The following is a 21876-nucleotide window of genomic DNA, read 5'->3' as shown; positions in this document are numbered from 1 at the left end:
GGTAAGACCAAAACGATTGCCGAAGCGGCGTCCGGCCGCCTGCGGCACGGGCTCCGACGTGCCAAGCTGAAGAGGACAAAACACCACGTGGAGGAGCCCAAGCGTTGGCCGAGAACCCGTTCTTCGCCCCTAGTAGCCTGCCGTACCAGCTGCCGCCGTTCGAGGAGGTCCGCGAGGAGCACTACCTGCCCGCGTTCGAGCGCGGCATGGCCGAGCACCTGGCCGAGGTCGACGCGATCGCGAACAACACCGAGCCGCCCACCTTCGACAACACGATCGCGGCCCTGGAGCGTTCGGGGCGGATCCTCGACCGCACGGCCATGGTCTTCTTCAGCATGGCCGCGTCCAACTCCAGCGACGGGATCATGGAGATCGAGAAGGAGATCTCCCCGAAGCTGACCGCGCACAACGACGCGATCCGCCTCAACCGGGCGCTGTGGGCGCGGATCAAGCAGGTCGGCACGTCCGACGCCGAGGAGGCGTGGCTGCTGGAGAAGTACCGGGAGGACTTCGTCCGGGCCGGGGCCGACCTGTCGGAGTCGGAGCAGGACCGGCTGCGCGAGCTCAACGGCGAGCTGTCGAAGCTGTCGACCGAGTTCGCGCAGACCCTGCTCAAGGCGTCCACCGAGGAGGCCCTGGTCCTCACGGACCCCAAGGAGCTCGACGGCTTCGACGAGGCCAGGATCGAGTCCCTGCGCAAGGACGACGGCACGTACGTCCTGCCGCTGCTGAACTTCACCAACCAGCCCGGCCTGGCCCAGCTCACCGACCGTGACGTACGCCGCCGCCTGTACGAGCGGAGCGTCGGCCGCGCCCCCGCCAACTTCGACCGGGCCGCCAGGATGGCCACGCTGCGGGCCGAGCGGGCCGCGCTGCTCGGCTTCCCCGACCACGCCGCCTACTCGGTGGCCGACCAGACGGCCAAGACCGTCGAGGCGGTCGAGGAGATGCTCGGCCAGCTCGTCGGCCCGGCGGTGCGCAACGCCGGCAGGGAGGCCGAGGCGCTGACCGAACAGGCCGGGTTCGAGATCGAGCCGTGGGACTGGTCGTACTACTCGGAGAAGGTGCGGCTGGCCCGCTACGACTTCGACGCCGACGCCATGCGCCCCTACTTCGAGCTGAACCGGGTCATCAGGGACGGCGTGTTCTTCGCCGCCACCAAGCTCTACGGCATCACCTTCACCGAGCGGCCCGACCTGCGCGGCTACCACCCCGACGTGACCGTCTTCGAGGTGTTCAACGAGGACGGCGGCGCGCTCGGCCTGTTCCTGCTCGACCCCTACGCCAGGGCGAACAAGCGCGGCGGGGCGTGGATGAACAACCTGGTCGACCAGTCGCACCTGTTCGGCGAGCTGCCGGTGGTCATGAACAACCTCAACATCACCAAGCCGGCCTCGGGGCCGACGCTGCTGACGTACGACGAGGTGAACACCGCCTTCCACGAGTTCGGCCACGCGCTGCACGGGCTGTTCTCGCAGGTGCGCTACCCGCGCGTGTCGGGCACCAGCGTGCCGCGCGACTTCGTCGAGTACCCCTCGCAGGTCAACGAGATGTGGGTGACCTGGCCGGAGGTCCTGGCCAACTACGCCAAGCATCACGAGACGGGCGAGCCGATGCCCGCCGAGCTGGTGGAGAAGCTCAACGCGGCCGAGAAGTTCAACCAGGGCTTTGCAACGGTGGAGTACCTGGCGGCCACGCTGCTCGACTGGGCCTGGCACCGGCTGGCGCCCGGCGAGCAGGTGGCCGACGCGCAGGCGTTCGAGCAGCGGGCCCTGGAGGCGGCCGGGATAGACGTGCGGCTGGTACGCCCGCGTTACCGGACGAACTACTTCGCCCACATCTTCTCGGGCGGCTACAGCGCCGGCTACTACTCCTACATCTGGAGCGAGGTGCTCGACGCCGAGAGCGTGGAGTGGTTCAAGGAGAACGGCGGCCTGACCAGGGCGAACGGCGACCATTTCCGCCGCGAGCTGCTCTCCAGGGGCGGCAGCCTCGACCCGCTGACCGCCTTCCGCAACTTCCGCGGGCGCGAGCCGGGCATCGGGCCGCTGCTGGCCCGCCGCGGCCTCGACTGACCGCCGCTCCCCGCCTCCCCCGCTGAGGCTTCTCCCTACGGCTCCGGCAGCTCTTCGATGCGCTGCCGGAGCCATTCCTTCTCCGCCCGGCTCGACGCGCGGGCGATCTCCAGCATCCCGCGCCGGTACGGGTCGGGCTCGTCCTTGATCCGGACCGGCCGGCCGCCCTCGTGGAAGAAGCTCGCCGGCGCCTCCAGGAAGGCCAGCCTGCGCCGCAGCACCCGCGACCGGTCGGCGGGGTCGGGCAGCGCCGACAGGAACGTCAGCAGGGCGAAGAAGCGCGTCTGGTCGCTGACGTCGAGCTCGCTCGGGTCGCGCAGCCGCCGCAGCAGCTCCTCGCGGCCCTTGCCGGTGAGCGTGAGCACCTGCCTGCGGGCCGCCGCCGCGCCCGCCTCCTCGTGCCGCTCGACCAGGCCCTTGCTCTCCAGTCTCGATATGGCGGGGTAGAGGGCGCCGTCGCTGACCGGGCGGAGGTGGCCGGTGAGCGCGGCCAGGCGCGCCTTGAGCTCGTAGCCGTGCATCGGGCGTTCGTTCAGGAATCCCAGGATCGTGAGGGACAGATCCCCGCCGCTTGCCATGTCGTGCATCGTAACGCTATACCTCTAAACGAGGTACAACGAAACGAGGTATGCATGTTCAGGCTGGCTCTCCCCATCTACGTGGAGCTGCTCACGGCCGTGGTGGCGGTGGGGGTGATCGACCTGCTGTGGGTCTCCGGGCTCGGGGAGGGCGCCATCGCGGCCGTCACCGTGGGCACCACGGCCGAATACCTGGCCTACGGGCTGTTTTTGGCCGTCCCGACGGGGGTGACCGTGCTGATCGGGCGGCGTGACGGGCACGCGCCGATCGGGCCCGTGATCAGGACGGGCTGGGTGTTGTGGGCCGCGTTCTCGGTCGCCGTCGCCGTCCCCGGCGTGTTGCTGCGCGAGCCGCTGGCGGCCCTGTTCACCGACGATCCCCGGCTGACGGCCGACTTCTTCCTGGTCTCGCTGGCCGGGCTGCCGGTGTTCTTCGCCCAGACGGTCGTGGACGGCGTCCTCAAGGGGCTGGGCGACACGAAGGTCCCCATGCGGAACGCGCTCGTCTGCAACGCCCTGGTCGTCGTCCTGGACCCGCTGTTCATCTACGGCCTCGACCTGGGCGTCCAGGGGGCCGCGCTGGCCACCGTGGCGGCGCGGCTGGTCACGCTCGGGGTGGCGTTGACCTCCCTCGTACGGCTCCGCGCCACCGGCGGCGACGGCCTGCTCGCCGGCGAGGTGCTGCGGACCGGCCTGCCCATGTCGGGCGACTTCCTGGCCCGCTCCCTGGTGGGCATGGCGCTGGTGGAGATCGTGGCCGGGTTCGGCACGGCCGAGGTCGCCGGGTACGGCATCGGCCAGAAGATCATGCTGGCCGGGGTCATGGTCTTCTACGCGCTGCGCCAGGCGGCGATGATCCGCACCGCGCGGTCGGAGCCGGTCGGGTCACCGCTGCGGCTCGGGCTGGTGACGGGGGCGGTGGTCGCGGTCGTGCTCAACCTGGTGGCCGCGCCCGCGGCCGGGCTGTTCACCGACGACCCGGCGGTGGCCGTGGGCTTCCTGCGATGGATGGCGCTCTACCTGGTGCCGTTCGGCGGGCTGATCGCCGTCGGCGGGGTGCTCCAGGCGAGCGGAAGGGGCAGCCGCCTGCTCGCCGCCACGCTGGCGGGCTTCGCGGTACAGCTGCCCCTCGCCTACCTGCTGAGCTCGTGGCTCGGTGTCACGGGGGTGTGGTTGTCGATGGCCGTCGGGTCGTCGCTCAGCCTCGCAGGCGCGCTAGCGCCGCTCGGATCCGCTCCATGGCGCGCTCGCGCCCGAGCACCTCGATCGACTCGAACAGCGGCAGGCCCACCGTCCGGCCGGTGATCGCCACGCGTACGGGGGCCTGGGTCTTGCCCAGCTTGAGCCCGAGCGGCGCGCCGACCTCCTCCAGGGCCTCCTTGAGCGACTCCGGGTCCCAGGCGACCGTCTGCAGGCGGTCGAGATAGCCGCCGAGGATCTCCACCGGGGAGTTCTTCATCGCCTTGTCCCAGGACGGCTGGTCGAAGACGGGCTCGTCGAGGAAGAGGAAGTCGACGTTCTGCCGGATCTCCGACAGCACGCCGATGCGGGTCTGGGCCAGCGCCGCGACCTTGCTGAACAGCTCGCGGTCCCAGGTGGGGTCGAGGTAGGGCGAGCAGCGCTCCTCGAAGGTCTCCAGCGGCAGGGCCCTGATGTACTCGCCGTTGAAGGCCCGCAGCTTCTTCTCGTCGAAGAAGGCGCTGGCGGAGTTGACGTCCTCCAGCCTGAACAGCGGGACCATCTCCGCCCACGGCATGATCTCGCGGTCCTCGCCGGGGCCCCAGCCGAGCAGCATGAGGTAGTTGACCATGGCCTCGGCGAGGTAGCCCTCGTCGCGGTAGTCCTCCAGGGCCACCTTGTCGCGGCGCTTGGACAGCTTCTTGCGCTGCTCGTTGACGATCACCGGCAGGTGGGCCCAGACCGGCGGGGTCGAGCCGAGCGCCGGCCACAGCAGCACCTGCTTGGCGGCGTTGCCGAGGTGCTCCTCGCCGCGCACGACGTGCGTGATGCCCTGGGTGATGTCGTCGACGGCGTTGGCCAGCACGTAGAGCGGCGAGCCGTCGGTGCGGGCGATCACGAAGTCTTCCTGGGCCTCGTTGGGGAACTCGACGTTGCCCCTGATCAGGTCTTCGACGAGGGTGACGCCCTCGTCGGGGGTGCGGAAGCGCACCGCGCCCTCGGTCAGGCCGCGCTCGCGGCAGAACCCGTCGTAGCCCTTGTGCTCGGAGCCGGTGCGGGCCACCAGCGTCTCGCGGGTGCAGTCGCAGTGGTACGCCTTGCCGTCGGCCAGCAGCTTGGCCACGGCCTCACGGTGCTGCGGCTCGTAGGCCGACTGGAAGTAGGGGCCCTCGAACACCGGGTTGGTGCCGTTGATGCCGATCCAGTCGAGCGCCGAGATGATGCCCTCGGTCCACTCCGGACGGTTGCGCGTGGCGTCGGTGTCCTCCACGCGCAGGACGAAGCGGCCGCCGGACTGTTCGGCGAGTGCCCAGTTGAACAGCGCCGTACGGGCGCCGCCGACGTGGAACATGCCGGTCGGGGACGGGGCGAAACGCACCCGTAGATCAGTCACGGGAGACCACCTTGTTCGTGAGAGTGCCGATGCCTTCGATGCCGACGCTGACCTCGTCGCCGATCTCCAGCGGGCCGATGCCCGCCGGGGTGCCGGTCAGGATGACGTCGCCGGGGATCAGCGTCATGACGGCGCTGACGTAGGCGACCAGCGCCGGGATGTCGTTGATGAGCTGGCTGGTGCGGCCGCTCTGCCGGATCTCGCCGTTGACCGTGGTGGTCAGCGCGAGGTCGCTCGCGTCGAGATCGGTCTGGATCCAGGGCCCGAGCGGGCAGAACGTGTCGAAGCTCTTGGCCCGGGTGAACTGCACGTCCTTCTTCTGCAGGTCGCGGGCGGTGACGTCGTTGGCGCAGGTGTAGCCGAAGATGACGTCCTTGACCCGGTCGACGGGCACGTCGCGGCAGAGCCTGCCGATCACCACGGCCAGCTCGCCCTCGTAGTCGACCCGGTCGGACAGCGAGGTCGGGTAGGCGATGGCCTCGCCGTGGCCGATCACCGACGTGGACGGCTTCATGAAGATGAGCGGCTCGTCGGGCACCTCGTTGCCCATCTCGCGGGCGTGCTCGGCGTAGTTCCGGCCGATGGCGACGACCTTGCTCGGCAGCATCGGGGCCAGCAGCTTCACCTGGGACAGCGGGAAGCGCTCGCCGGTGAACTGCACCTGGCCGAACGGATGGCCGGAGACCGTGGAGACGAACTCCTCTCCAGGGCCGCCTTCGACCACGCCGAACGACACGCCTTCGCCTGTGGAGAACCTCGCTATACGCACCTGACAAGGCTATCGCCGCCGCCGGAGGGGTCCGCCCACCGCCAAAAAAGTCAGGAACTCTCCATTAATGCCCCCAGAGTCCGTTTTGTGGGGCATCGGTGGTGGTTAACCGGATATCTCTGCTTATCAGAGACTTCTAGGGGGTGACGGAACGTGCCGGACACGATGGTCAACCAGACTTCTGCCGTACCGCGGGCCAGAACGCAGGACGGCGGGCCGGCGACCTCGCTGGTCACCGACAAGGGCACGACGAGCATCGACGACGTCGTCGTCGCCAAGATCGCCGGACTGGCCGCACGCGAGGTCTCCGGCGTGCACGCCATGGGCGGCGGCGCCGCCAGGGCGCTCGGCAGCGTGCGTGGGATGGTCGGCGGCGAGCGCAGCGTCGCCCAGGGCGTCTCGGTCGAGGTCGGCGAGCGCCAGGCGGCCGTGGACATGGACCTGGTCGCCGAGTACGGCACCGCCATCCCCGACCTGGCCGCGGCCGTGCGCAGGAACGTCATCGCGGCGGTCGAGCGCATGTGCGGCCTGGAGGTGACCGAGGTCAACATCAGGGTCGACGACGTGCACCTGCCCGGCCAGGACCGCGACAGGGACCGCGACAGGGAGCGCGGCAGGAGCGACGGCAGGGGCGAGGACGCCGAGCAGCCGGAGCCCCGGGTCCAATGACCGGGGCCGGCGCCACCGCGTACACGCGGGCCGACGCCGACGCCGACGCCAAGGCGGAGGCCGAGACGCTGGCCGAGCTCGTACGGGCCTGCCCGGGGGTGGCGGGGCTCTCCGGCGGCCCGTTCGGGACGGTGGCGACGTACCTGCCCGGGGCGCGGGTCATGGGCGTCTCGGCCGACGGGGACACGGTGGAGATCGCCATCGTGGCGACCCTGGAACGGCCGCTGCCCGAGACCGCCGAGGACGTCCGCCGGGCCGTGTGGGAGCCGGCCGGCGGGCGTCCCGTCAACGTACGCATCGACGACGTGGTGGAGGAATCATGAGCAACGTCCCTTGGCTGCCGGTCATCGGCATGGCGGTCGGCATCATCCTCGGACTCGCGGGAGCCTTCGGCGGCCTCGGCGCGTTCCTGCTCGTCCTCGTGCTCGGCGCGGTCGGCTTCCTGGTCGGCAAGGTCGCCGAGACCGGCGAGGTGAACCTGTCCGGCCTGACCGCGAGGCGGCGATGACCGCCGGCGCTCCCCAGGTCGATCCACAGGGCGCTCTCCGGGTCACGGTTCCCCGGCAGCGGCTCGCGCCGGCGGCCGAGCCTGAGCGGCGGGGCCGTACCGAGATCTCGGAGCGGGTGGTCGCCAAGATCGCCTGCTGCGCGGCGCGGGAGGTGCCCGAGGTGCTCGACGTGCGGCTGGGCGGGGTGCCGTGGACGCACTCGTCCAGCGCCGAGGTGCGCGGCGAGCGGGCCACCCTGAAGCTGGACGTGACCGTCGCCTACCCGGCCCCGCTGCACGCCGTGGCCGCCCGGCTGCGCCAGCACGTGCGCAACCGGGTGGCCATGCAGACCGGCCTGGACGTCACCCGCCTCGACGTGATCATGACCGATCTGGCGGGAGGCCCGGCATGACCCATGACCGCACGCCAGGGGGTCCTGTGGACACGAATGGAGACGGCCCGCCGCGGGACAGGAGCGCCGACCGGGCCGCGGTGCGCGCGTTCCGGCCGCAGCGCCGGGTGCCCGCCATCGTGGTCGCCGTCCTGCTCACGCTGCTGGGGTTGCTGGTCGCCGCCGAGACGGTGTCCGCGCTGGCCGGCAGCCCGCTGCGGTGGTTGCCCTACGACCGGATGCTGGCGTGGGCGGCCACGACGCCGTGGTCGAACCCGCTGGTCCTGGCCGGGGCCACGATCGTGGCGCTGGTGGGGCTGGCGCTGCTGGTCACCGCCCTGGTGCCGGGACGGCCGCGGATGGTCCCCGTGCGGACCGGCGACCCCGACCTGATCATCGGCGTGCGTCCCAAGAGCTTCACCAGGGCCCTGGAGCACGCCGCCGAGGAGGTGCCCGGGGTGCGCTCGGCGCACGCCAGCCTGCGCGGCCGCACGGTCGCCGTCACCCCCGCCACGTCCGGCTGGGACGACGACGGCTTCGGCCGGGCCGTGCGCGAAGCCGTCCTCACCAGGCTCGCCGGGCTGGATCCGGTGGAGCCGTACCGGGTGGCGGTCAACGTCAAGGAGCGCCGATGAACAGGAAGACCGGCCGCGGCAACCGCTGGGGGCTGGCCCTGGTCGGGCTGGTGCTGGCCGTCCTCGGCGGGCTGACGCTGGCCCGCGGGCTGCTGGGGCCGGCCACGCCGATCGTGGACGCGGGCGTCCGCGGGTTCTTCACCCGCAACAGCCCGCCCGTGTGGTGGGCCGTGGCCGCCGTGTCGGTCCTGGTCGCGCTGCTGGCCCTGCGCTGGCTGGTCGCGCAGGGACGCAGGGACGCCCACACCCGGCTGCGCCTGGAGGCCGGCCCGGACGGCGTCACCGAGATCGCCGCGGGCGGCATGGCCCACGCGGTCGCCGCCGACGTCGAGGCCAGCCCCGCCGTCCTGAACGCCGACGCCGACCTGGTCGGCCCGCGCGGCCACCCCGAGGTACGGCTGCGCGTGGCCGCCGACGAGGCCGCCCCGATGAGCGAGCTGAGCGAGCACCTGTCCCGGGTCACCCTGCCGAACCTGCGGGACGCGCTGGACAGGGATCACGTACCGGCGGTGGCCCGCGTTAGCCTGGAGCCCTCACCTGCGACGCAGCGGGTCGTGCGCTAAGGCTTCGCCGAGAGGGGTCCTCCGTTGTCCATCGTGAAGATCAACGTCCTGACCGTGCCCGCCGAGATGCGGGAGGAGCTGGAGAGGCGTTTCTCCGGCCGGGCCGGGATGGTGGAGTCGGCCGACGGCTTCGAGTGGTTCGAGCTGCTGCGGCCGGTCGAGGGCACCGACCAGTACCTCGTCTACACGCGCTGGCGCAGCGAGGAGGACTTCCAGACCTGGCAGCAGGGCCAGGCGTTCCAGCGCGGCCACGCCCAGGCCGCCGCAGGGCACGGCCAGGGGCAGGGCCAGGGGCAGGGCCAGGGGCAGGGCCGGGGTCACGGTCACGGGCAGGGCCCGGCGGCGACGGACTCCCGGGTGTGGAGCTTCGACGTCGTTCAGAGCGCCGGGCCCAAGGGTTAGGCGTCGAGGGGGTTGGCGGCGATGCGGTCGGCGATCCCGCCGCGCACGAACCGGCCGGCGTAGCTCGACGGCTTGCGCGCGCCCTGGTCGGCGATGCAGGCGGCGAACTCCTTGGCGATCTCCAGCCGCGGGTGGCGCTCCAGCACCTCGCGCCGCACACCCTCGGGGATGTCCTCGGTACGCCGGCCGGAGATGTCCATGCCGGTGGAGAGCTCCAGCAGGTGGCCCTCCGGGTCCTCCTCCACCGGCACCTCCTCCCACATGTGCCGGATGATCACCTCGGCGGCGCGCAGCCGGCGCTCGGGCGACCAGCCGGCCCCGGCGCAGAAGGCCCAGGCCACGTGGCCGCCGGCCTCCTCGTACGGCACCGTCTGGCTGTCGAACTCGGCGACCAGGCCGATGTCGTGCAGCATGGACGACACGTAGAGCAGCTCGGCGTCGAAGTCGATCGCCCTGCTCTGGGCGTAAGCGGCGGCCCACAGGTACGCGCGCAAGGAGTGGTTGAGCAGCGAGGGCGTCTGGTAGCGGGTGGCCACCTCCAACGCGCCTCGGCAGGCGGGCGTGTCGGGCAGCACGATGTCGTCGAATCTCACGGCCCCAGCATGACATCCGCCGCGCCGGAGGCACCGGGGGGCATCGGGCCGTTAACGATCCGGTACGCGACTTGACCGGTTGATCGTGATTCCGAAAGCATGTCCCGCCCTCACTTTCTTGTCCGGAAGGAACCCTGGCGTGCGCCGGCTCGCGATACCTCTTGCCCTCACGCTCGCGCTCGGCGGGCTGACGAGCCCGGCCCAGGCCGCCGACAAGGTCACCCGTACCGCGCAGTGCCAAGGGGACTGGCTGCCGGGCACGCCGACGGCCGAGGACGTCATGAAGGGCGAGATCTCGCTGGTCGGGCTGCCGGCGTACAAGCTGGGCAAGGACATCAGCTGGGGGGCCAGCCCGTACCGGAACCGGTCGTGGGAGTTCGTCTTCCAGTCGTTGCGCTGGATGGGCACCCTGGTCGTGGCCTACGAGAACACCGGCGAGCGGCGTTACCTGGATCGTGCCACCGAGATCACCAAGGACTGGGTGGCGAACAACCGGCGCGGGGCCGCCGCCACCAAGCCGTACGTGTGGAAGGACCACCCGGTCTCGCTGCGCACGCAGCCGTTGTTGTGCCTGAGCATGCACGTCAAGGAGAGCTGGCTGAAGGACAGCCTGGCCGACCACGCCAAGCTGCTGTCGGACGCGCGGTTGTACAAGAAGGGCCACAACCACGGCATCGACCAGGACATCGCCCTCATGGGCATCGGCTGCCGGTACGGCCGCTCCGACTGGTCGAACCTGGCCTCCAGGCGGCTCACCGGCACGGTCAAGCTGGACGTCGACTCCCAGGGCGCGCTCATGGAGCAGGCCCCCCGCTACGCCGTCTACGTGTACGGCCGCCTCCAGGTCGCCATCACCAACATGAAGGCGTGCGACCGCAAGGTCCCGGCCGAGATCAGCCGGCGGGCCGAAGCGCTGAAGGACTTCATCGCCCACTCCACGATGCCCAACGGCTACATGGTCCCGATCGGCGACGGCAGCGCCGAGACCGAGCCGAAGATGGAGACCGGCACCCCGAAGCAGAAGGTCAAGGTCTACAAGGCCGGTTACGTCTATGGCCGGACGGCCTGGGGCAAGCCGGACTCGTCGTACTACTCGATCAGGTTCGGGCCCGGCATGAAGTTCCACGGGCACGAGGACCACCTGGGCGTGACGTACTACGCGCAGGGCCGCGACATCCTCATGGACGGCGGCTTCCACTCCTACGAGAAGAGCGCCTACCGCTACTGGACGCTCTCCCCCGAGGCGCACAACGTGCCGACGGTCGAGGGGGCCCGGTTCCGGCCGCGCACCTCGTCCAGACTGACCAAGACCTCCTACGGCAAGGACCGGCAGGCCTTCCGCCTCACGGACCGGGCCTACGGCGTGAGCCGGACGCGTTCGGTGCTGGTGAACCACGGCCGGGACCTGATGGCGGTGCTCGACACGGCCTCCGGGGGCAAGAAGGTCAGGAACCTGTGGCGGTTCGCGCCCTCGTACAAGGTCGTCTCGACCGGCGGCGGCAAGGTGGTGCTGGCCGACGGCGCCTTCAAGGTGACGCTGATGCAGTTCTCCTCGTGCGAGCGGGTCGGCGGCCAGAAGGTGGAGCGCGGCGGCAAGCTGGGCTGGGTGTCGCCCACCTACCTGGCCAAGGACGCGACCAACGTGGTGGTGTCACCGGCGGCGAAGTCGCTGCTGACGGTGATCGTGCCGGGTACCGACTCGCCCAAGGTGTCGTGCTCGGGGGGCAAGCTCACGGTCGAGGGCGAGACCCTCTCCGCGGGCCTGCTCTAACCGGTCTAGAAGGCGATCCGGCGGTACCACTCGTTGGAGAGCATCTGGGCGCGGGCCCGCTCCGGCAGCCCGGTCAGCATGGTCATCGACGCGCCGCGCTCCACCTCGGACTCGTGGGCGAGCATGGCCGCCCACTTGCGCTCCGACCAGCGCGACACGTCGATCGCGGCCGAGACCTGGTGGTCGGGGACCCCGGGCAGGGCCTGACCCGGCTCCGGATCGGCGCCGAAGACCGCCCGCCAGTGGGCCGTCACGACCGAGCGCGGGACGGTCGCCAGGTAGAGCGCGTGCGGCCGCCAGGGGTCGCCCGTGCCGGGGTAGAGCTGGTCGTAGCCGGCCGCCTCGACCGCGGCCAGGGTGACCCGGTGCACGTGGACGTGGTCGGGGTGGCCGTAGCCGCCGAAGCCGTCGAAGGTGAGCACGACGTCGGGCCGGACGGCTCTGATGTGCTCGACCAGCAGGCCCACCGCCTCGTCGAACGGCACGTCGAGGAAGCGCGGGCGGCCGGGGGCGGACTCGGGCTTGCCCGCGTCGGCCAGGCCGAGCAGCCGGGGCTTGCCCGCGCCGAGGATGTCGAGGGCCCGTTCGAGTTCCTGCGCCCGCTGGGTGCCCTCGGCCCAGGTGCAGGTGACGACGGCGGTCGTGGCGCCCTCGTCGGCGTATTTGGCGAGGGTGCCGCCGGTCCAGATCGCCTCGTCGTCCGGGTGGGCGTGCACGCCGAGCACACTGAAGCTCATGGGTCACCATCGTATGGAGGCCGGGCACCGGTCGGGACCCGCGTAGGCTCTACGCGGAACACACCCCCCGGAAGAGACGAGCCGATGAGCGAGCCCGTACCCCCTGACCTGCTGGAGATCGCCGACGCGCTCGTGCCCGGCGCTCCTCTGGGCAGCGCGCGGCTCGCCCGTGGCGGGATGCACGACGTCGTGCTGCTCCCGGGGGTGGCGGCCGTACGGGTCGGCCGGCGGCCGAGCGTGACCGAGGCGCTGCCCCGGCGGACCGAGCTGCTGCGCGCGATCGCGGCGGCCGGGCTGCCGTTCGCGGTGCCCGAGCCGCTGACGCCGGTGACGACGTTCGGGGAGCGCGCCGCCGTGGCCGTGTCCTGGCTGGACGGCGCCGGTCTCGACGCCGGCCGGGGCGACCCGGCCCTGATCGGCGAACTGCTCGGCGCCCTCCGCGAGCTGCCCGTCACCCCGGAGCTGCGTGCCCTGCTGCCCGCCCCGCGCTCGTACGCCGGGCCCGCGAGCTGGAGCACGATCCTCGCCGAAGAGGTCATCCCCCGCTTCCCGGCCAGGTGGCAGGAGGAGGGACGCCGACGCCTCGACGACGCCCTGGCCCTCGACCAGGTCCCCGACACGCTGGTCCACGGCGACCTCGTCGGCGACAACGTCCACTGGGACGCGAACGGCAAGCTGGTCGGCGTCCTCGACTGGGACCGGGCCCACCTGTTCGACCCGGCGATCGACGCGGCCTTCATGGGCTGGCACGGCTGGCGGCACCTGCGCGACGCCGTCGACGCCGGCACCTACCGGCGGGCGGTCACGTGGGAGCGCGCGTTCGGCGTCAACCAGCTGGTCGCCCTCCTCGTGCTCGCCGGCGAGCCCCTGACCCTCGTGGACAGCTTCACCACCCACGTCGTGGCCTGGCTGGACGAGGACGGCGGCCCCGACCGGCCCTAGACCGCCCGTTCCGGCGACGCCGGCATGCGGATGATCGACACGCCGACGCTGCCGAACGCGGCCAGCAGGATGACCGGGCCGCCGATCCCGAGCACCAGGTTCCACGCGCTCGCGCCGAACAGCCACACGACGATGCCTGCCAGCACGCCCGCCGGGAACCACCAGCCCGCCAGCCCCGCCCGCGGGTACGCGACCGCGACGAGGACCAGGCCCAGGAAGGACCCGATCATCCCGGGCAGCTGCCAGGCGGCGATGAGGGCGGGCTGCGCCGCGTCCTGCATGAGCTTCTCGGCCTGCGCGGCGGGCAGGGCGTCGAAGAGCACGATGTCGAAGAAGTCCGAGATCATCAGGGACGAGAAGTTGATCAGGCCGAGCACCGCGAGCGCGCCCGCGACGGTGGCCAGCGCCCTGCCCCTGCCCCGGACGAGCTGGACCATGCCGATCACCCCTGGCACGAACAGCACCCAGGTGTAGTGCAGGAGCGTCGCGCTGACCCCCACGGCGCCCGGGTTGTGCGCGTAGACCAGCGGGTCCTCGACCCCGGGCTCGGACGGGTCGGTGATCATGCCGAGGATCAGGCAGACCGGGGCCAGGACGAGGCTCGCGCCGGCCAGGAAGCGGCGGATGGAGAGTGCGTCGGTTGACATGCCGGGCACGGTAGGCGTCGCTCGCCGGGCCCGTCGTCAAGGCAGGCTTGGATCCGGCGTCCCCCTTTCGGTGGATTCCGCTGCACGCCGTGACAATCCGGGCGGGCTACCCTCGCCTCATGCTCCACCGCCGTTCCCCCTCCCCCGTCGACTGGCTCGTAGCGGCGGTCGTGGCCCTGTTCGCGGTCGTGGAGGAGGTCAGCGTGCGCTCGATGGCCTCTCCCCGCTCGTACGTGCTGCTGTGGATCGCCGCCGGGCTGGTCACGGCCGCCGCGGTGCTGTTCCGGACCCGCGCGCCCTTCGCGATCCTGGCCGTCTACTCGGCCGCCAACATCGCGACGTTCGCGCTGGCGCCCGGGTCCCCCGCGGCCTGGCAGTTCTACACCCAGCTCGTGCTGCTGTCCACGCTGCTGGCCGAGGTGCGCCCCGACAGCGCGCGGGCCGTGGCCGGGCTGACGGCGACGGGCGTGTTCGTGGCCGCCATGCTGTCCAGGACCTCCCCTCCGTCCGGATGGGGGGACGTCGCCGTGGCGCTGGTGATGTGCGCCATCGCCGCCGGAGCCGGTCTGGCCGTACGCCGCCACCGCGTGCTGGCCGTGCAGGCGGCCGAGCGCGGCGCGCTGCTGGCCCGCGAGTCGGTGCAGGAGGAACGGGCCCGCATCGCCCGCGAGCTGCACGACATCGTCGCGCACAGCGTCAGCGTGATGACCATGCACACCGGCACCGTCCGGCTGCTCCTGCGCGAGGACCAGGAGCCCGAGCGGCAGGCGCTCAGCACGGTGGAGGCGGCCGGCCGGGAGGCCATGGAGGAGCTGCGGCGCATGCTCGGGCTGCTGCGCGGCACGCAGGCGGGCGACCGGCTCCCGCAGGCCGGCCTCGACCGGCTGGCGGACCTGCTGGAGCAGTTCAGGACGGCCGGGCTCGACGTCACTCTTGAGGTGTCGGGAGAGCGGGTGCCGCTGTCCGCCGGGCTGGATCTGTCGGCGTACCGGATCGTCCAGGAGGCGCTGACCAACACCCTCAAGCACGCCGGGCCGACGCGGGCGGCGGTGACCGTCTCGTACCTGCCGGCGGAGCTCCGGCTGGAGGTCACGGACCGGGGGCCGCGCGGCCCCCGGCCGCCGTCGGGCGGGGGCGGCGGCCACGGCCTGATCGGCATGCGCGAGCGGGCCGCCCTCTTCGAGGGCACACTGACGGCGGCCCCCCTTCCTGGGGGCGGCTTCACGGTACGTGCGGAGCTCCCCCTGTGACCCCCTCCTCCCCGGGGCGCCCGGACGCCCCCGATGATCCCGCCTTCGGTGAACCCGGCGGGATCGGCGTGGTGATCGCCGACGACCAGGCGATGATCAGGGCCGGGTTGCGCCTGATGATCGGCACCCAGCCGGACCTGTCCGTGCTGGGCGAGGCGGCCGACGGCGAACGGGCCGTGGAGCTGGCCCGCGACCTGCGCCCCGACGTCGTCCTGCTCGACATCGCAATGCCCCGGCTGAACGGCCTGGAGGCCGCCCGCCGCATCCTCGCGGCCCCGGCGCCCCCACAGGTGATCATGCTGACCACCTACGACACCGACGAGAACCTCGACCTCGCGCTGCACGCCGGGGTCAGCGGGTTCCTGCTCAAGGTGTCGCCGCCCGAGCACTTGTTCGCCGCCATCCGCAGCGCCGCGCGGGGGGACGTCCTGCTCGACCCGGCGGTGACCGGCCGCGTCGTGGCGGCCTACCGGCGTACCGCCCCCGCCCCGTCCCCGGCGGCCACGGGGGTGACGGCCCGGGAGGAGGAGGTGCTGCGGCTGGTGGCGCGGGGCCTGTCCAACACCGAGATCGCCGGCACGCTGTCCATCACGGAGGCGACCGTCAGCACCCACATCAACCGCCTGCTGACCAAACTCGCCCTCCGCGACCGCGCCCAGATGGTCCGCCACGCCTACGAATCAGGCCTCGTCCGCCCCGGCGACCCCTCCGGACGGCACCCCATCGATCAGATAATCTGATTCCATGAAGGTGATGACCGCCACCGAGGCGTCCAGAAGCTTCGCCACCGTCCTCGACGAGGCCGAACACGGAGAGACGATCGTGGTCACCCGCGGCGGGAAGCGGATCGCCGTGATCGGACCGGCTCCCACGGCACCGGGCCGCATGGTCAAGGCGTTCCTGGCGAGAAGCGCGGCCTCCTTGGATGCCGACTTCGGAACCGATGTCGCCGCCGCCCGCGAGGCGTTCGACGACGAAATGAGGGACACGTGGCCCGACGCCTGATCCTGGACACAGGGGTGCTCATCGCAGCCGAGCGCGGCAGGTCGGCGATCGACGCGGTGGTCGGGGACACCGACGATGTGGCGATCGCGGCGATCACCGTGGCCGAACTGCTCGTGGGCGTCGAACTGGCCGACGACGCGCGTCGCCCGTACAGGCAGGCGTTCGTGGACGAGGCCCTCGCCCTGATTCCGGTCGAGGAGTACACCACGGACGTCGCCAGGGTTCATGGGCGCCTCATGGCTCATGTCCGGCGGGAGGGGAAGAAGCGAAGGGCCTACGACCTGCTCATCGCGGCGACGGCGGCGGCCACCGCGCGCGTCGTGGTCACCATGGACGCCTCCGCCGCGTTCGACGATCTCCCCGGCGTACGGGCCGTGGTTCTTCCTCACTGACGCCCGGCAGCGCCCAGTGGGGCCGCCGGGGGCACCCCTTGCCCCCGGCTGAGGGCCACCCCTTCCGCAGGGCGGCCCTCAGCCGCGAGGGCCGCTCGGAGCAGTCTCCCGGAGACCCACCCGGCAAGCGGGCGAACCGGCGAGCCGGAGCACGGGGTGCGCCGAAGGCGCCAGATGAGAACGCCTGAGCCCCCCTCGGCGCGCAGCGCCCCAAGGCGAAGACCGCTCGGAGCGCGCGCCGCCCCGGGGGTCAGCTGCAGTCGCGGCCCGCGCGTAGCAGGCCGTACGTGACCGCCTGCTCCAGCGCCTGCCAGGAGGCCTCGATGATGTTCTCGGCCACCCCCACCGTCGCCCACTCGGCGGTGTCGTCGCTGGAGGTGATGAGGACGCGGGTGACGGCGTCCGTGCCGTGGGTGCCCTCGAGGATGCGGACCTTGTAGTCCACCAGCTCCAGCCTGGCCAGCTCGGGGTAGAGCTGCTCCAGCCCCTGCCGTACGGCCTTGTCCAGGGCGTTCACGGGGCCGTTGCCCTCGCCGGTGGCGACGATGCGCTCGCCCTTGGCGTGCAGCTTGACCGTGGCCTCGCTGACCAGCTCGCCGCCCTTCGTCCGCTCGACGATCACCCGCCACGACTCCACCTCGAAGTGCCGCCGGCGCGCCCCCTGCACGGTGTCGCGCAGCAGCAGCTCGAACGACGCGTCCGCGGCCTCGAAGGTGAAGCCCTGCGACTCCAGCTCCTTGACGCGATCGACGAGCGTCTTGGTGTGCTCGGGGGTCAGCTCGTAGCCCAGCTCGCGGCCCTTGAGCTCGACGGAGGCGCGGCCGGCCATGTCGGAGACGAGCATGCGCATGTCGTTGCCCACGGCGGCCGGGTCGATGTGCTGGTAGAGGTTGGGGTCGACCTTGATGGCGCTGGCGTGCAGGCCCGCCTTGTGGGCGAAGGCGGACATGCCGACGTAGGGGGCGTGGGAGTTGGGGGTGACGTTGGTGACCTCGGTGATCGCGTGGGCGATGCGGGTCATGTCCGCCAGCGCCTCCCGCGGCACGAGGTCGAAACCGCGCTTGAGCTGGAGGTTGGCGACGACGGTGAAGAGGTTGGCGTTGCCCGAGCGCTCGCCGTAGCCGTTGGCGCAGCCCTGGACGTGCGTGGCGCCCGCCTTGACCGCGGCGAGGGTGTTGGCGACGGCGCAGCCGGTGTCGTCGTGGCAGTGGATGCCGACGCGGGCCCCGGTCTGGACGGCCGCGTGCACGGTCTCGGCCAGTTCGTCGGGCAGCATGCCGCCGTTCGTGTCGCACAGGGCGATGACGTCGGCCCCGGCTTCGGCCGCGGTCCGCAGCACTTCGAGCGCGTAGGCTGGGTTGGACGTGTAGCCGTCGAAGAAGTGCTCGGCGTCGAGGAAGACTCGCTGTCCCTCCGCACGAAGGTGAGAAACCGTGTCGCGGATCATCGCGAGGTTCTCCTGGAGAGTCGTGCGGAGGGCCAGCTCCACGTGCCGGTCGTGACTCTTGGCGACAAGGGTCACGACCGGCGCGCCGGATTCGCGCAATGCGGCTACCAATGGGTCGTCGGCGGCCTTCACACCGGCCCGGCGGGTCGCGCCGAACGCGGCGAGCTGCGCGTGCTTCAGGTCGAGCTCTGTTCGAGCGCGCCTGAAGAACTCTGTGTCCTTGGGGTTGGCGCCCGGCCAGCCCCCCTCGATGAAACCGACGCCCAGGCTGTCCAGCTGCCGTGCGATGGCGAGCTTGTCGACGACGGTGAGGTTGAGTCCTTCCTGCTGCGCGCCGTCGCGCAGGGTCGTGTCGTAGACGTGGAAGCGGTCGTCGGCCATGAAGTCTCTTCTTTCGGATCCGTGTCCTGGAAAACAAAAAGACCCCTCACGGACGTGAGAGGTCTGCGCGCTGGCGGTGTCCCTTTGTCAGCCAGCGCGCCTGCCGATAATGAGCAGACCGTAGAACATGGTGCCTGCCAGTCTGCCACAGGGATTCACCATCTGGCACATCGGTCTCAAGTTGTGGACACGACCTTTACACTTGCACGCCGGCGCCCCCGGTGACGGCACGTTCGAACGCCGCCGGGTCGAACACCTCGTTGCCGAGCTGCTGCCCGTCGAGCAGCACGGTCGGCGTGCCCTGGATGCGGATCTTCGCGGTCTCCGCCAGGTGGGTCTTGGCGTACGACTGCGAGGTCACGCACTCGTCCACCGAGGCGCCGACCTTCCTGGCGGCGGCCACCAGCTCCGGCACGGTGAAGCCCGAGGCCGAACCGTGCGGGGCGGGCTGCATGGCGTAGAGCTCGTCCCTGAAGGCCAGCCAGTTCTCCTCCGGCATGCACCGGGCGGCGGCCGCGGCCCTGATGGAGTTGGAGCGCATGGGCTCGTCCTGGAAGATCGTCACGGGGTGGAAGACGACCTTGAGCCTGCCCTCCCTGGCCAGCTTCTGGATCGTGCCGTCGACCTTGGAGTGCATCTCCTTGCAGATCGGGCAGTCGAAGTCTTCGTACACGTCGAGCACGGGCGCGTCGCTGGACCTGTCGGCCAGCACCATCGAACCGTCGAGCTGCCTGGTCAGGCGTACCGACCCGGCCGTCTCACCCGGCTCGGAGAAGGCCAGCACACCCAGCATCACCAGCGCCGCGCACGCGACCGCGACCGCAACCAACCGCTTCATCATCCGCCCACTTCCAGCTCACCGATCGCGCAGACCCTACCAACGACACAACCCCTCTCCGGACAGCCGGCCGGGGCGGGCCCGGCGCGGCGAGCCCGCCGGAGGATCTTCCATGGATACCTGATGACGATGAGAGAACGCTGTGAGGGGAGAATGACCTTCATGAAGGCGAACCTCCTCGACCCCGCGGTGGGCCGGTACATCCTCGACCACTCCACCCCGCCCGACCCTCTGCTCGACGAGCTGGCGCGGGAGACCGCCGAGGCGACGGGCGACGCCGCCAGGATGCAGATCTCCGCCGACCAGGGCCGGTTCCTGACCATGCTGACCCAGCTCGCGGCCCCGGCCGTGGCGGTCGAGGTGGGCACGTTCACCGGCTACTCGTCGGTGTGCATCGCGCGGGGGTTGTCCGGCGGGCGGCTGCACTGCTTCGACGTGAGCGAGGAGTGGACGTCGATCGCCCAGCGCTACTGGGAGCGGGCGGGCGTGGCCGACCGCGTCTCGCTGACGCTCGGCCCCGCCCTGGAGACGCTGGCCGCGTTCGACGAGCCGATCGACCTGGCCTTCCTCGACGCCGACAAGGGCAACTACCCCGGTTACTACGAGTTGCTGGTCGAGCGGCTGCGGCCGGGCGGCCTGCTGCTGGCCGACAACACGCTGCGCAGCGGCCACGTCGCCGATCCGGCGCGCTCGGAGACGACTACGGTGCAGATCCGCGAGTTCAACGACCTGGTGATCGAGGACCCGCGGGTGAGCGTGGTCATGCTGCCGGTCGCCGACGGGATCACGATGATCAGGAAGAACCACTAGATCACGGGACGCCACCCCCGTTACTCTGAGTGATCCTTTGGAAACCCCCCGGGAAAGCATGAGGACGCGGCATGGTCAGGCCCCTGGAAGAGCGCTACCGCACCGTGCGCGAACTGTTCCCCGAGTTCCGCATCGAGACGGTCCAGGGCCGGATCGTGGTGAACGAGCCGGGCACCTGGCAGCACAACACGATCCTGTCCCGGACGTTGTTCCAGCTCGCCGCCGCGGCGTCGGTCCGGGGCTGGGAGATCTGGCCGAACATCACCGTCTACCTGGGCCCCGGCCACGATCTCTACGTGCCCGACCTGGCCGTGGTCCCGCGCCGGCCGCGCCTGCACGAGGAGCACGCCGTCCACGGCGCCTCGACGATCCTGCTCGTGGACGTCGTCTCGGTGGCCACGACCTACGACGTGCACTTCGTCAAGACCGGCGGTTACGCGCGCGGCGGGGTGCCGCTCTACCTGGTGATCGACCCGTTCCAGCAGCTGGTGACGTTGTTCGGCGGGCCGGGCGGGCGGCGCTACCGCAGCGAGAACGTCGTCTCCCTGGGCGAGCCGGTGTTCCTGCCCGACCCGTGGAACCTCCACGTCGACACCGCGGCCCTGACGGAGGCCGGCGCCTGAACGCCGGCCGTCCGCGCGGCTCTAGCCGACCTTGTGGATCCAGTTGCGGGTGTCGGGACGGGCGCCGTACTGGATGCCGACGAGCTCCTCGCGCACCCGCATCGTCACCGGGCCGGGGGTGCCGTCGGCGATGGTCCAGGAGCGGTCGTCGCCCCTGACCGAGCCCACCGGCGTGACCACGGCGGCGGTGCCGCACGCGAACACCTCGGTCAGCTCGCCGGAGGCGCAGGCGGACTCCCACTCGTCCACCGAGATCAGCCGCTCCTCGGTCTCCAGGCCGAGGTCGCCGGCCATCTCCAGGATCGACTCCCGGGTGATGCCGGGCAGCAGGGTGCCGGTGAGCGCCGGGGTGACGAGCTTGTTACCGAAGACGAAGAACAGGTTCATCCCGCCCATCTCCTCGACGTACTCGTGCTTGTGGGCGTCGAGCCAGACGACCTGGTCGCAGCCGTTGTCGACGGCCTGGCGCTGGGCGACGAAGGCGGCGGCGTAGTTGCCGCCGCACTTGGCGAAGCCGGTGCCGCCGGGCGCGGCGCGCGTGTACTCGGTGGACAGCCAGACCGAGACCGGCTTGATGCCGCCGCTGAAGTACGAGGCCGCCGGCGAGGCGATCACCATGTACTTGTAGGTCTTCGACGGGTAGTTGACGCCGAGCCCGGCCTGCGTGGCGAACATGAACGGGCGCAGGTAGAGGCTGTGGCCCTCGGTGGTCGGCACCCACTCCTTGTCGGCCGAGACCAGCAGCTCCAGCGACTCCACGAACGCCTCCTCCGGCAGCTCGGGCATGGCCATGCGCTCGGCCGAGCGGTTGAAGCGGGCGGCGTTCGCGTACGGACGGAAGGTCGCGATCGAGCCGGAGATCTGCCGGTACGCCTTCAGGCCCTCGAACAGCTCCTGCGCATAGTGGAAGACCGAGGTCGCGGGGTCGAGCGAGAGCGGCCCGTACGGCATGAGCCTGGCGTCGTGCCATCCCTCGCCGTCGATGTAGTCGATCGAGATCATGTGGTCGGTGAAGACCTGCCCGAACCCGGGGTTCGCCAGTACCTGCTCCCGCTCGGCCGCGGTGCGAGCGTGGTCGGAATGCTGCACGTCGAAGCTGAGCTTCTGAGCGATGGTCATGACGGCGGTCCTTCTCTCTACGAATCTGCGACTTCAAAGCTGATTCTGGTAGCTACTGCCCGCGAGCAGTATTCGTACTTCCTAGTGTCTCGCGATTTGGGATGGCAAGAGGCAGTTGGGGGTGGTTCGATCCGGTGAACGCAAAAAAGCGCCTGGCAGTCCTCGTCCGGACCGCCAGG

26 protein-coding genes are annotated in these 21876 nt (G+C 71.1%); 17 read left to right on the top strand and 9 right to left on the bottom strand.

Features of this window, described 5'->3' with window-relative positions; all coding sequences use genetic code 11:
• The first annotated feature begins 104 nt into the window (after nucleotides 1-104).
• Nucleotides 105-2075, top strand: coding sequence for a M3 family metallopeptidase (locus ABZ444_RS15655; RefSeq protein ID WP_357996415.1), 1971 nt, complete (start codon nucleotides 105-107; stop codon nucleotides 2073-2075).
• A 35-nt stretch (nucleotides 2076-2110) separates the two neighbouring features.
• Here the strand turns inward: ABZ444_RS15655 and ABZ444_RS15650 are convergent, their stop codons facing one another.
• Nucleotides 2111-2653, bottom strand: a complete 543-nt coding sequence (locus tag ABZ444_RS15650; RefSeq protein ID WP_357996413.1) for a PadR family transcriptional regulator — start codon at nucleotides 2651-2653, stop codon at nucleotides 2111-2113.
• Nucleotides 2654-2707: 54 nt separating this feature from the next.
• Between ABZ444_RS15650 and ABZ444_RS15645 the strand changes: the two genes are divergently transcribed.
• Nucleotides 2708-3958, top strand: coding sequence for an MATE family efflux transporter (locus tag ABZ444_RS15645; RefSeq protein WP_357996410.1), 1251 nt, complete (start codon nucleotides 2708-2710; stop codon nucleotides 3956-3958).
• Here the strand turns inward: ABZ444_RS15645 and gltX are convergent.
• Nucleotides 3852-5225 (bottom strand): glutamate--tRNA ligase, encoded by a 1374-nt coding sequence (gltX, locus tag ABZ444_RS15640; protein ID WP_357973121.1) that lies wholly within the window; start codon nucleotides 5223-5225, stop codon nucleotides 3852-3854. The two genes, ABZ444_RS15645 and gltX, sit on opposite strands and share 107 nt — an antisense overlap.
• Nucleotides 5218-5994: a fumarylacetoacetate hydrolase family protein gene (locus ABZ444_RS15635; protein ID WP_352319059.1), complete on the bottom strand. Its 777-nt coding sequence runs from the start codon at nucleotides 5992-5994 to the stop codon at nucleotides 5218-5220. The genes gltX and ABZ444_RS15635 overlap by 8 nt, the downstream gene beginning before the upstream one ends.
• Nucleotides 5995-6147: 153 nt before the next feature.
• On the opposite strand from ABZ444_RS15635, the gene ABZ444_RS15630 reads away from it, so the two are divergent.
• The 7 genes from ABZ444_RS15630 to ABZ444_RS15600 are packed head-to-tail and all read left to right on the top strand — an operon-like array spanning nucleotide 6148 to nucleotide 9142.
• Nucleotides 6148-6663 (top strand): Asp23/Gls24 family envelope stress response protein, encoded by a 516-nt coding sequence (locus ABZ444_RS15630; protein WP_357996407.1) that lies wholly within the window; start codon nucleotides 6148-6150, stop codon nucleotides 6661-6663.
• A complete protein-coding gene (locus tag ABZ444_RS15625) occupies nucleotides 6660-6986 on the top strand; it encodes a hypothetical protein (protein WP_357996404.1) in 327 nt (108 codons plus the stop codon). Before ABZ444_RS15630 ends, ABZ444_RS15625 begins: the two co-directional genes overlap by 4 nt.
• On the top strand, nucleotides 6983-7171 hold the full coding sequence (locus ABZ444_RS15620) for a hypothetical protein (protein ID WP_352319054.1): 189 nt from the start codon (nucleotides 6983-6985) through the stop codon (nucleotides 7169-7171). Before ABZ444_RS15625 ends, ABZ444_RS15620 begins: the two co-directional genes overlap by 4 nt.
• The gene (locus ABZ444_RS15615; protein WP_357996401.1) at nucleotides 7168-7563 is read left to right on the top strand and encodes an Asp23/Gls24 family envelope stress response protein; all 396 of its coding nucleotides are present in this window, start codon (nucleotides 7168-7170) and stop codon (nucleotides 7561-7563) included. The genes ABZ444_RS15620 and ABZ444_RS15615 overlap by 4 nt, the downstream gene beginning before the upstream one ends.
• Nucleotides 7564-7589: 26 nt before the next feature.
• Nucleotides 7590-8177 carry a DUF6286 domain-containing protein gene (locus ABZ444_RS15610; RefSeq protein ID WP_357996398.1) on the top strand — a complete coding sequence of 196 codons (588 nt, stop codon included), beginning with the start codon at nucleotides 7590-7592 and terminating at the stop codon, nucleotides 8175-8177.
• Nucleotides 8174-8740, top strand: a complete 567-nt coding sequence (locus tag ABZ444_RS15605) for an alkaline shock response membrane anchor protein AmaP (protein WP_357973137.1) — start codon at nucleotides 8174-8176, stop codon at nucleotides 8738-8740. The genes ABZ444_RS15610 and ABZ444_RS15605 overlap by 4 nt, the downstream gene beginning before the upstream one ends.
• Nucleotides 8741-8764: 24 nt before the next feature.
• Nucleotides 8765-9142, top strand: coding sequence for an antibiotic biosynthesis monooxygenase (locus ABZ444_RS15600; protein WP_357996395.1), 378 nt, complete (start codon nucleotides 8765-8767; stop codon nucleotides 9140-9142).
• Here the strand turns inward: ABZ444_RS15600 and ABZ444_RS15595 are convergent.
• Nucleotides 9139-9735 (bottom strand): HD domain-containing protein, encoded by a 597-nt coding sequence (locus ABZ444_RS15595; protein ID WP_357996392.1) that lies wholly within the window; start codon nucleotides 9733-9735, stop codon nucleotides 9139-9141. The genes ABZ444_RS15600 and ABZ444_RS15595 overlap by 4 nt on opposite strands.
• Before the next feature lie 139 nt (nucleotides 9736-9874).
• On the opposite strand from ABZ444_RS15595, the gene ABZ444_RS15590 reads away from it, so the two are divergent.
• Nucleotides 9875-11506: a heparinase II/III family protein gene (locus ABZ444_RS15590; RefSeq protein ID WP_357996389.1), complete on the top strand. Its 1632-nt coding sequence runs from the start codon at nucleotides 9875-9877 to the stop codon at nucleotides 11504-11506.
• Between the two features lie 5 nt (nucleotides 11507-11511).
• Here the strand turns inward: ABZ444_RS15590 and ABZ444_RS15585 are convergent, their stop codons facing one another.
• On the bottom strand, nucleotides 11512-12243 hold the full coding sequence (locus ABZ444_RS15585) for a PIG-L family deacetylase (protein WP_357973150.1): 732 nt from the start codon (nucleotides 12241-12243) through the stop codon (nucleotides 11512-11514).
• An 84-nt stretch (nucleotides 12244-12327) separates the two neighbouring features.
• Between ABZ444_RS15585 and ABZ444_RS15580 the strand changes: the two genes are divergently transcribed.
• Nucleotides 12328-13185 carry a phosphotransferase gene (locus ABZ444_RS15580; RefSeq protein WP_357996386.1) on the top strand — a complete coding sequence of 286 codons (858 nt, stop codon included), beginning with the start codon at nucleotides 12328-12330 and terminating at the stop codon, nucleotides 13183-13185.
• Here the strand turns inward: ABZ444_RS15580 and ABZ444_RS15575 are convergent.
• On the bottom strand, nucleotides 13182-13832 hold the full coding sequence (locus ABZ444_RS15575; protein WP_357996383.1) for a hypothetical protein: 651 nt from the start codon (nucleotides 13830-13832) through the stop codon (nucleotides 13182-13184). The two genes, ABZ444_RS15580 and ABZ444_RS15575, sit on opposite strands and share 4 nt — an antisense overlap.
• A 119-nt stretch (nucleotides 13833-13951) precedes the next feature.
• Between ABZ444_RS15575 and ABZ444_RS15570 the strand changes: the two genes are divergently transcribed.
• From ABZ444_RS15570 to ABZ444_RS15555, 4 genes are read left to right on the top strand one after another with little or no spacing between them, the layout of a single operon-like run.
• Entirely contained in the window at nucleotides 13952-15082 is a 1131-nt protein-coding gene (locus tag ABZ444_RS15570; protein WP_357996380.1) for a sensor histidine kinase, read from the top strand.
• Nucleotides 15079-15822, top strand: a complete 744-nt coding sequence (locus ABZ444_RS15565; protein ID WP_357996377.1) for a response regulator transcription factor — start codon at nucleotides 15079-15081, stop codon at nucleotides 15820-15822. The genes ABZ444_RS15570 and ABZ444_RS15565 overlap by 4 nt, the downstream gene beginning before the upstream one ends.
• A gap of 13 nt (nucleotides 15823-15835) precedes the next feature.
• A complete protein-coding gene (locus tag ABZ444_RS15560; RefSeq protein ID WP_357996374.1) occupies nucleotides 15836-16087 on the top strand; it encodes a type II toxin-antitoxin system prevent-host-death family antitoxin in 252 nt (83 codons plus the stop codon).
• Nucleotides 16072-16479 carry a PIN domain-containing protein gene (locus tag ABZ444_RS15555; RefSeq protein ID WP_357996372.1) on the top strand — a complete coding sequence of 136 codons (408 nt, stop codon included), beginning with the start codon at nucleotides 16072-16074 and terminating at the stop codon, nucleotides 16477-16479. The genes ABZ444_RS15560 and ABZ444_RS15555 overlap by 16 nt, the downstream gene beginning before the upstream one ends.
• 250 nt (nucleotides 16480-16729) lie before the next feature.
• On the opposite strand, the gene cimA is transcribed toward ABZ444_RS15555, so the two are convergent.
• Nucleotides 16730-18307: a citramalate synthase gene (gene cimA, locus ABZ444_RS15550; protein ID WP_357996369.1), complete on the bottom strand. Its 1578-nt coding sequence runs from the start codon at nucleotides 18305-18307 to the stop codon at nucleotides 16730-16732.
• A 196-nt stretch (nucleotides 18308-18503) separates the two neighbouring features.
• Entirely contained in the window at nucleotides 18504-19148 is a 645-nt protein-coding gene (locus ABZ444_RS15545) for a thioredoxin domain-containing protein (RefSeq protein ID WP_357996366.1), read from the bottom strand.
• A gap of 159 nt (nucleotides 19149-19307) precedes the next feature.
• Between ABZ444_RS15545 and ABZ444_RS15540 the strand changes: the two genes are divergently transcribed.
• Nucleotides 19308-19955 carry an O-methyltransferase gene (locus tag ABZ444_RS15540; protein WP_357996363.1) on the top strand — a complete coding sequence of 216 codons (648 nt, stop codon included), beginning with the start codon at nucleotides 19308-19310 and terminating at the stop codon, nucleotides 19953-19955.
• 71 nt (nucleotides 19956-20026) lie between these two features.
• Entirely contained in the window at nucleotides 20027-20578 is a 552-nt protein-coding gene (locus tag ABZ444_RS15535) for a Uma2 family endonuclease (protein ID WP_357996360.1), read from the top strand.
• A 21-nt stretch (nucleotides 20579-20599) separates the two neighbouring features.
• Here the strand turns inward: ABZ444_RS15535 and ABZ444_RS15530 are convergent, their stop codons facing one another.
• Nucleotides 20600-21697, bottom strand: a complete 1098-nt coding sequence (locus ABZ444_RS15530) for a branched-chain amino acid aminotransferase (protein ID WP_357996357.1) — start codon at nucleotides 21695-21697, stop codon at nucleotides 20600-20602.
• Nucleotides 21698-21876 lie beyond the last annotated feature (179 nt).

The sequence above is a fragment of the Nonomuraea sp. NPDC005730 genome (genome assembly GCF_040630865.1).
Lineage (GTDB): Bacteria > Actinomycetota > Actinomycetes > Streptosporangiales > Streptosporangiaceae > Nonomuraea.
This window is presented reverse-complemented; position numbering and strand designations above follow the sequence as displayed.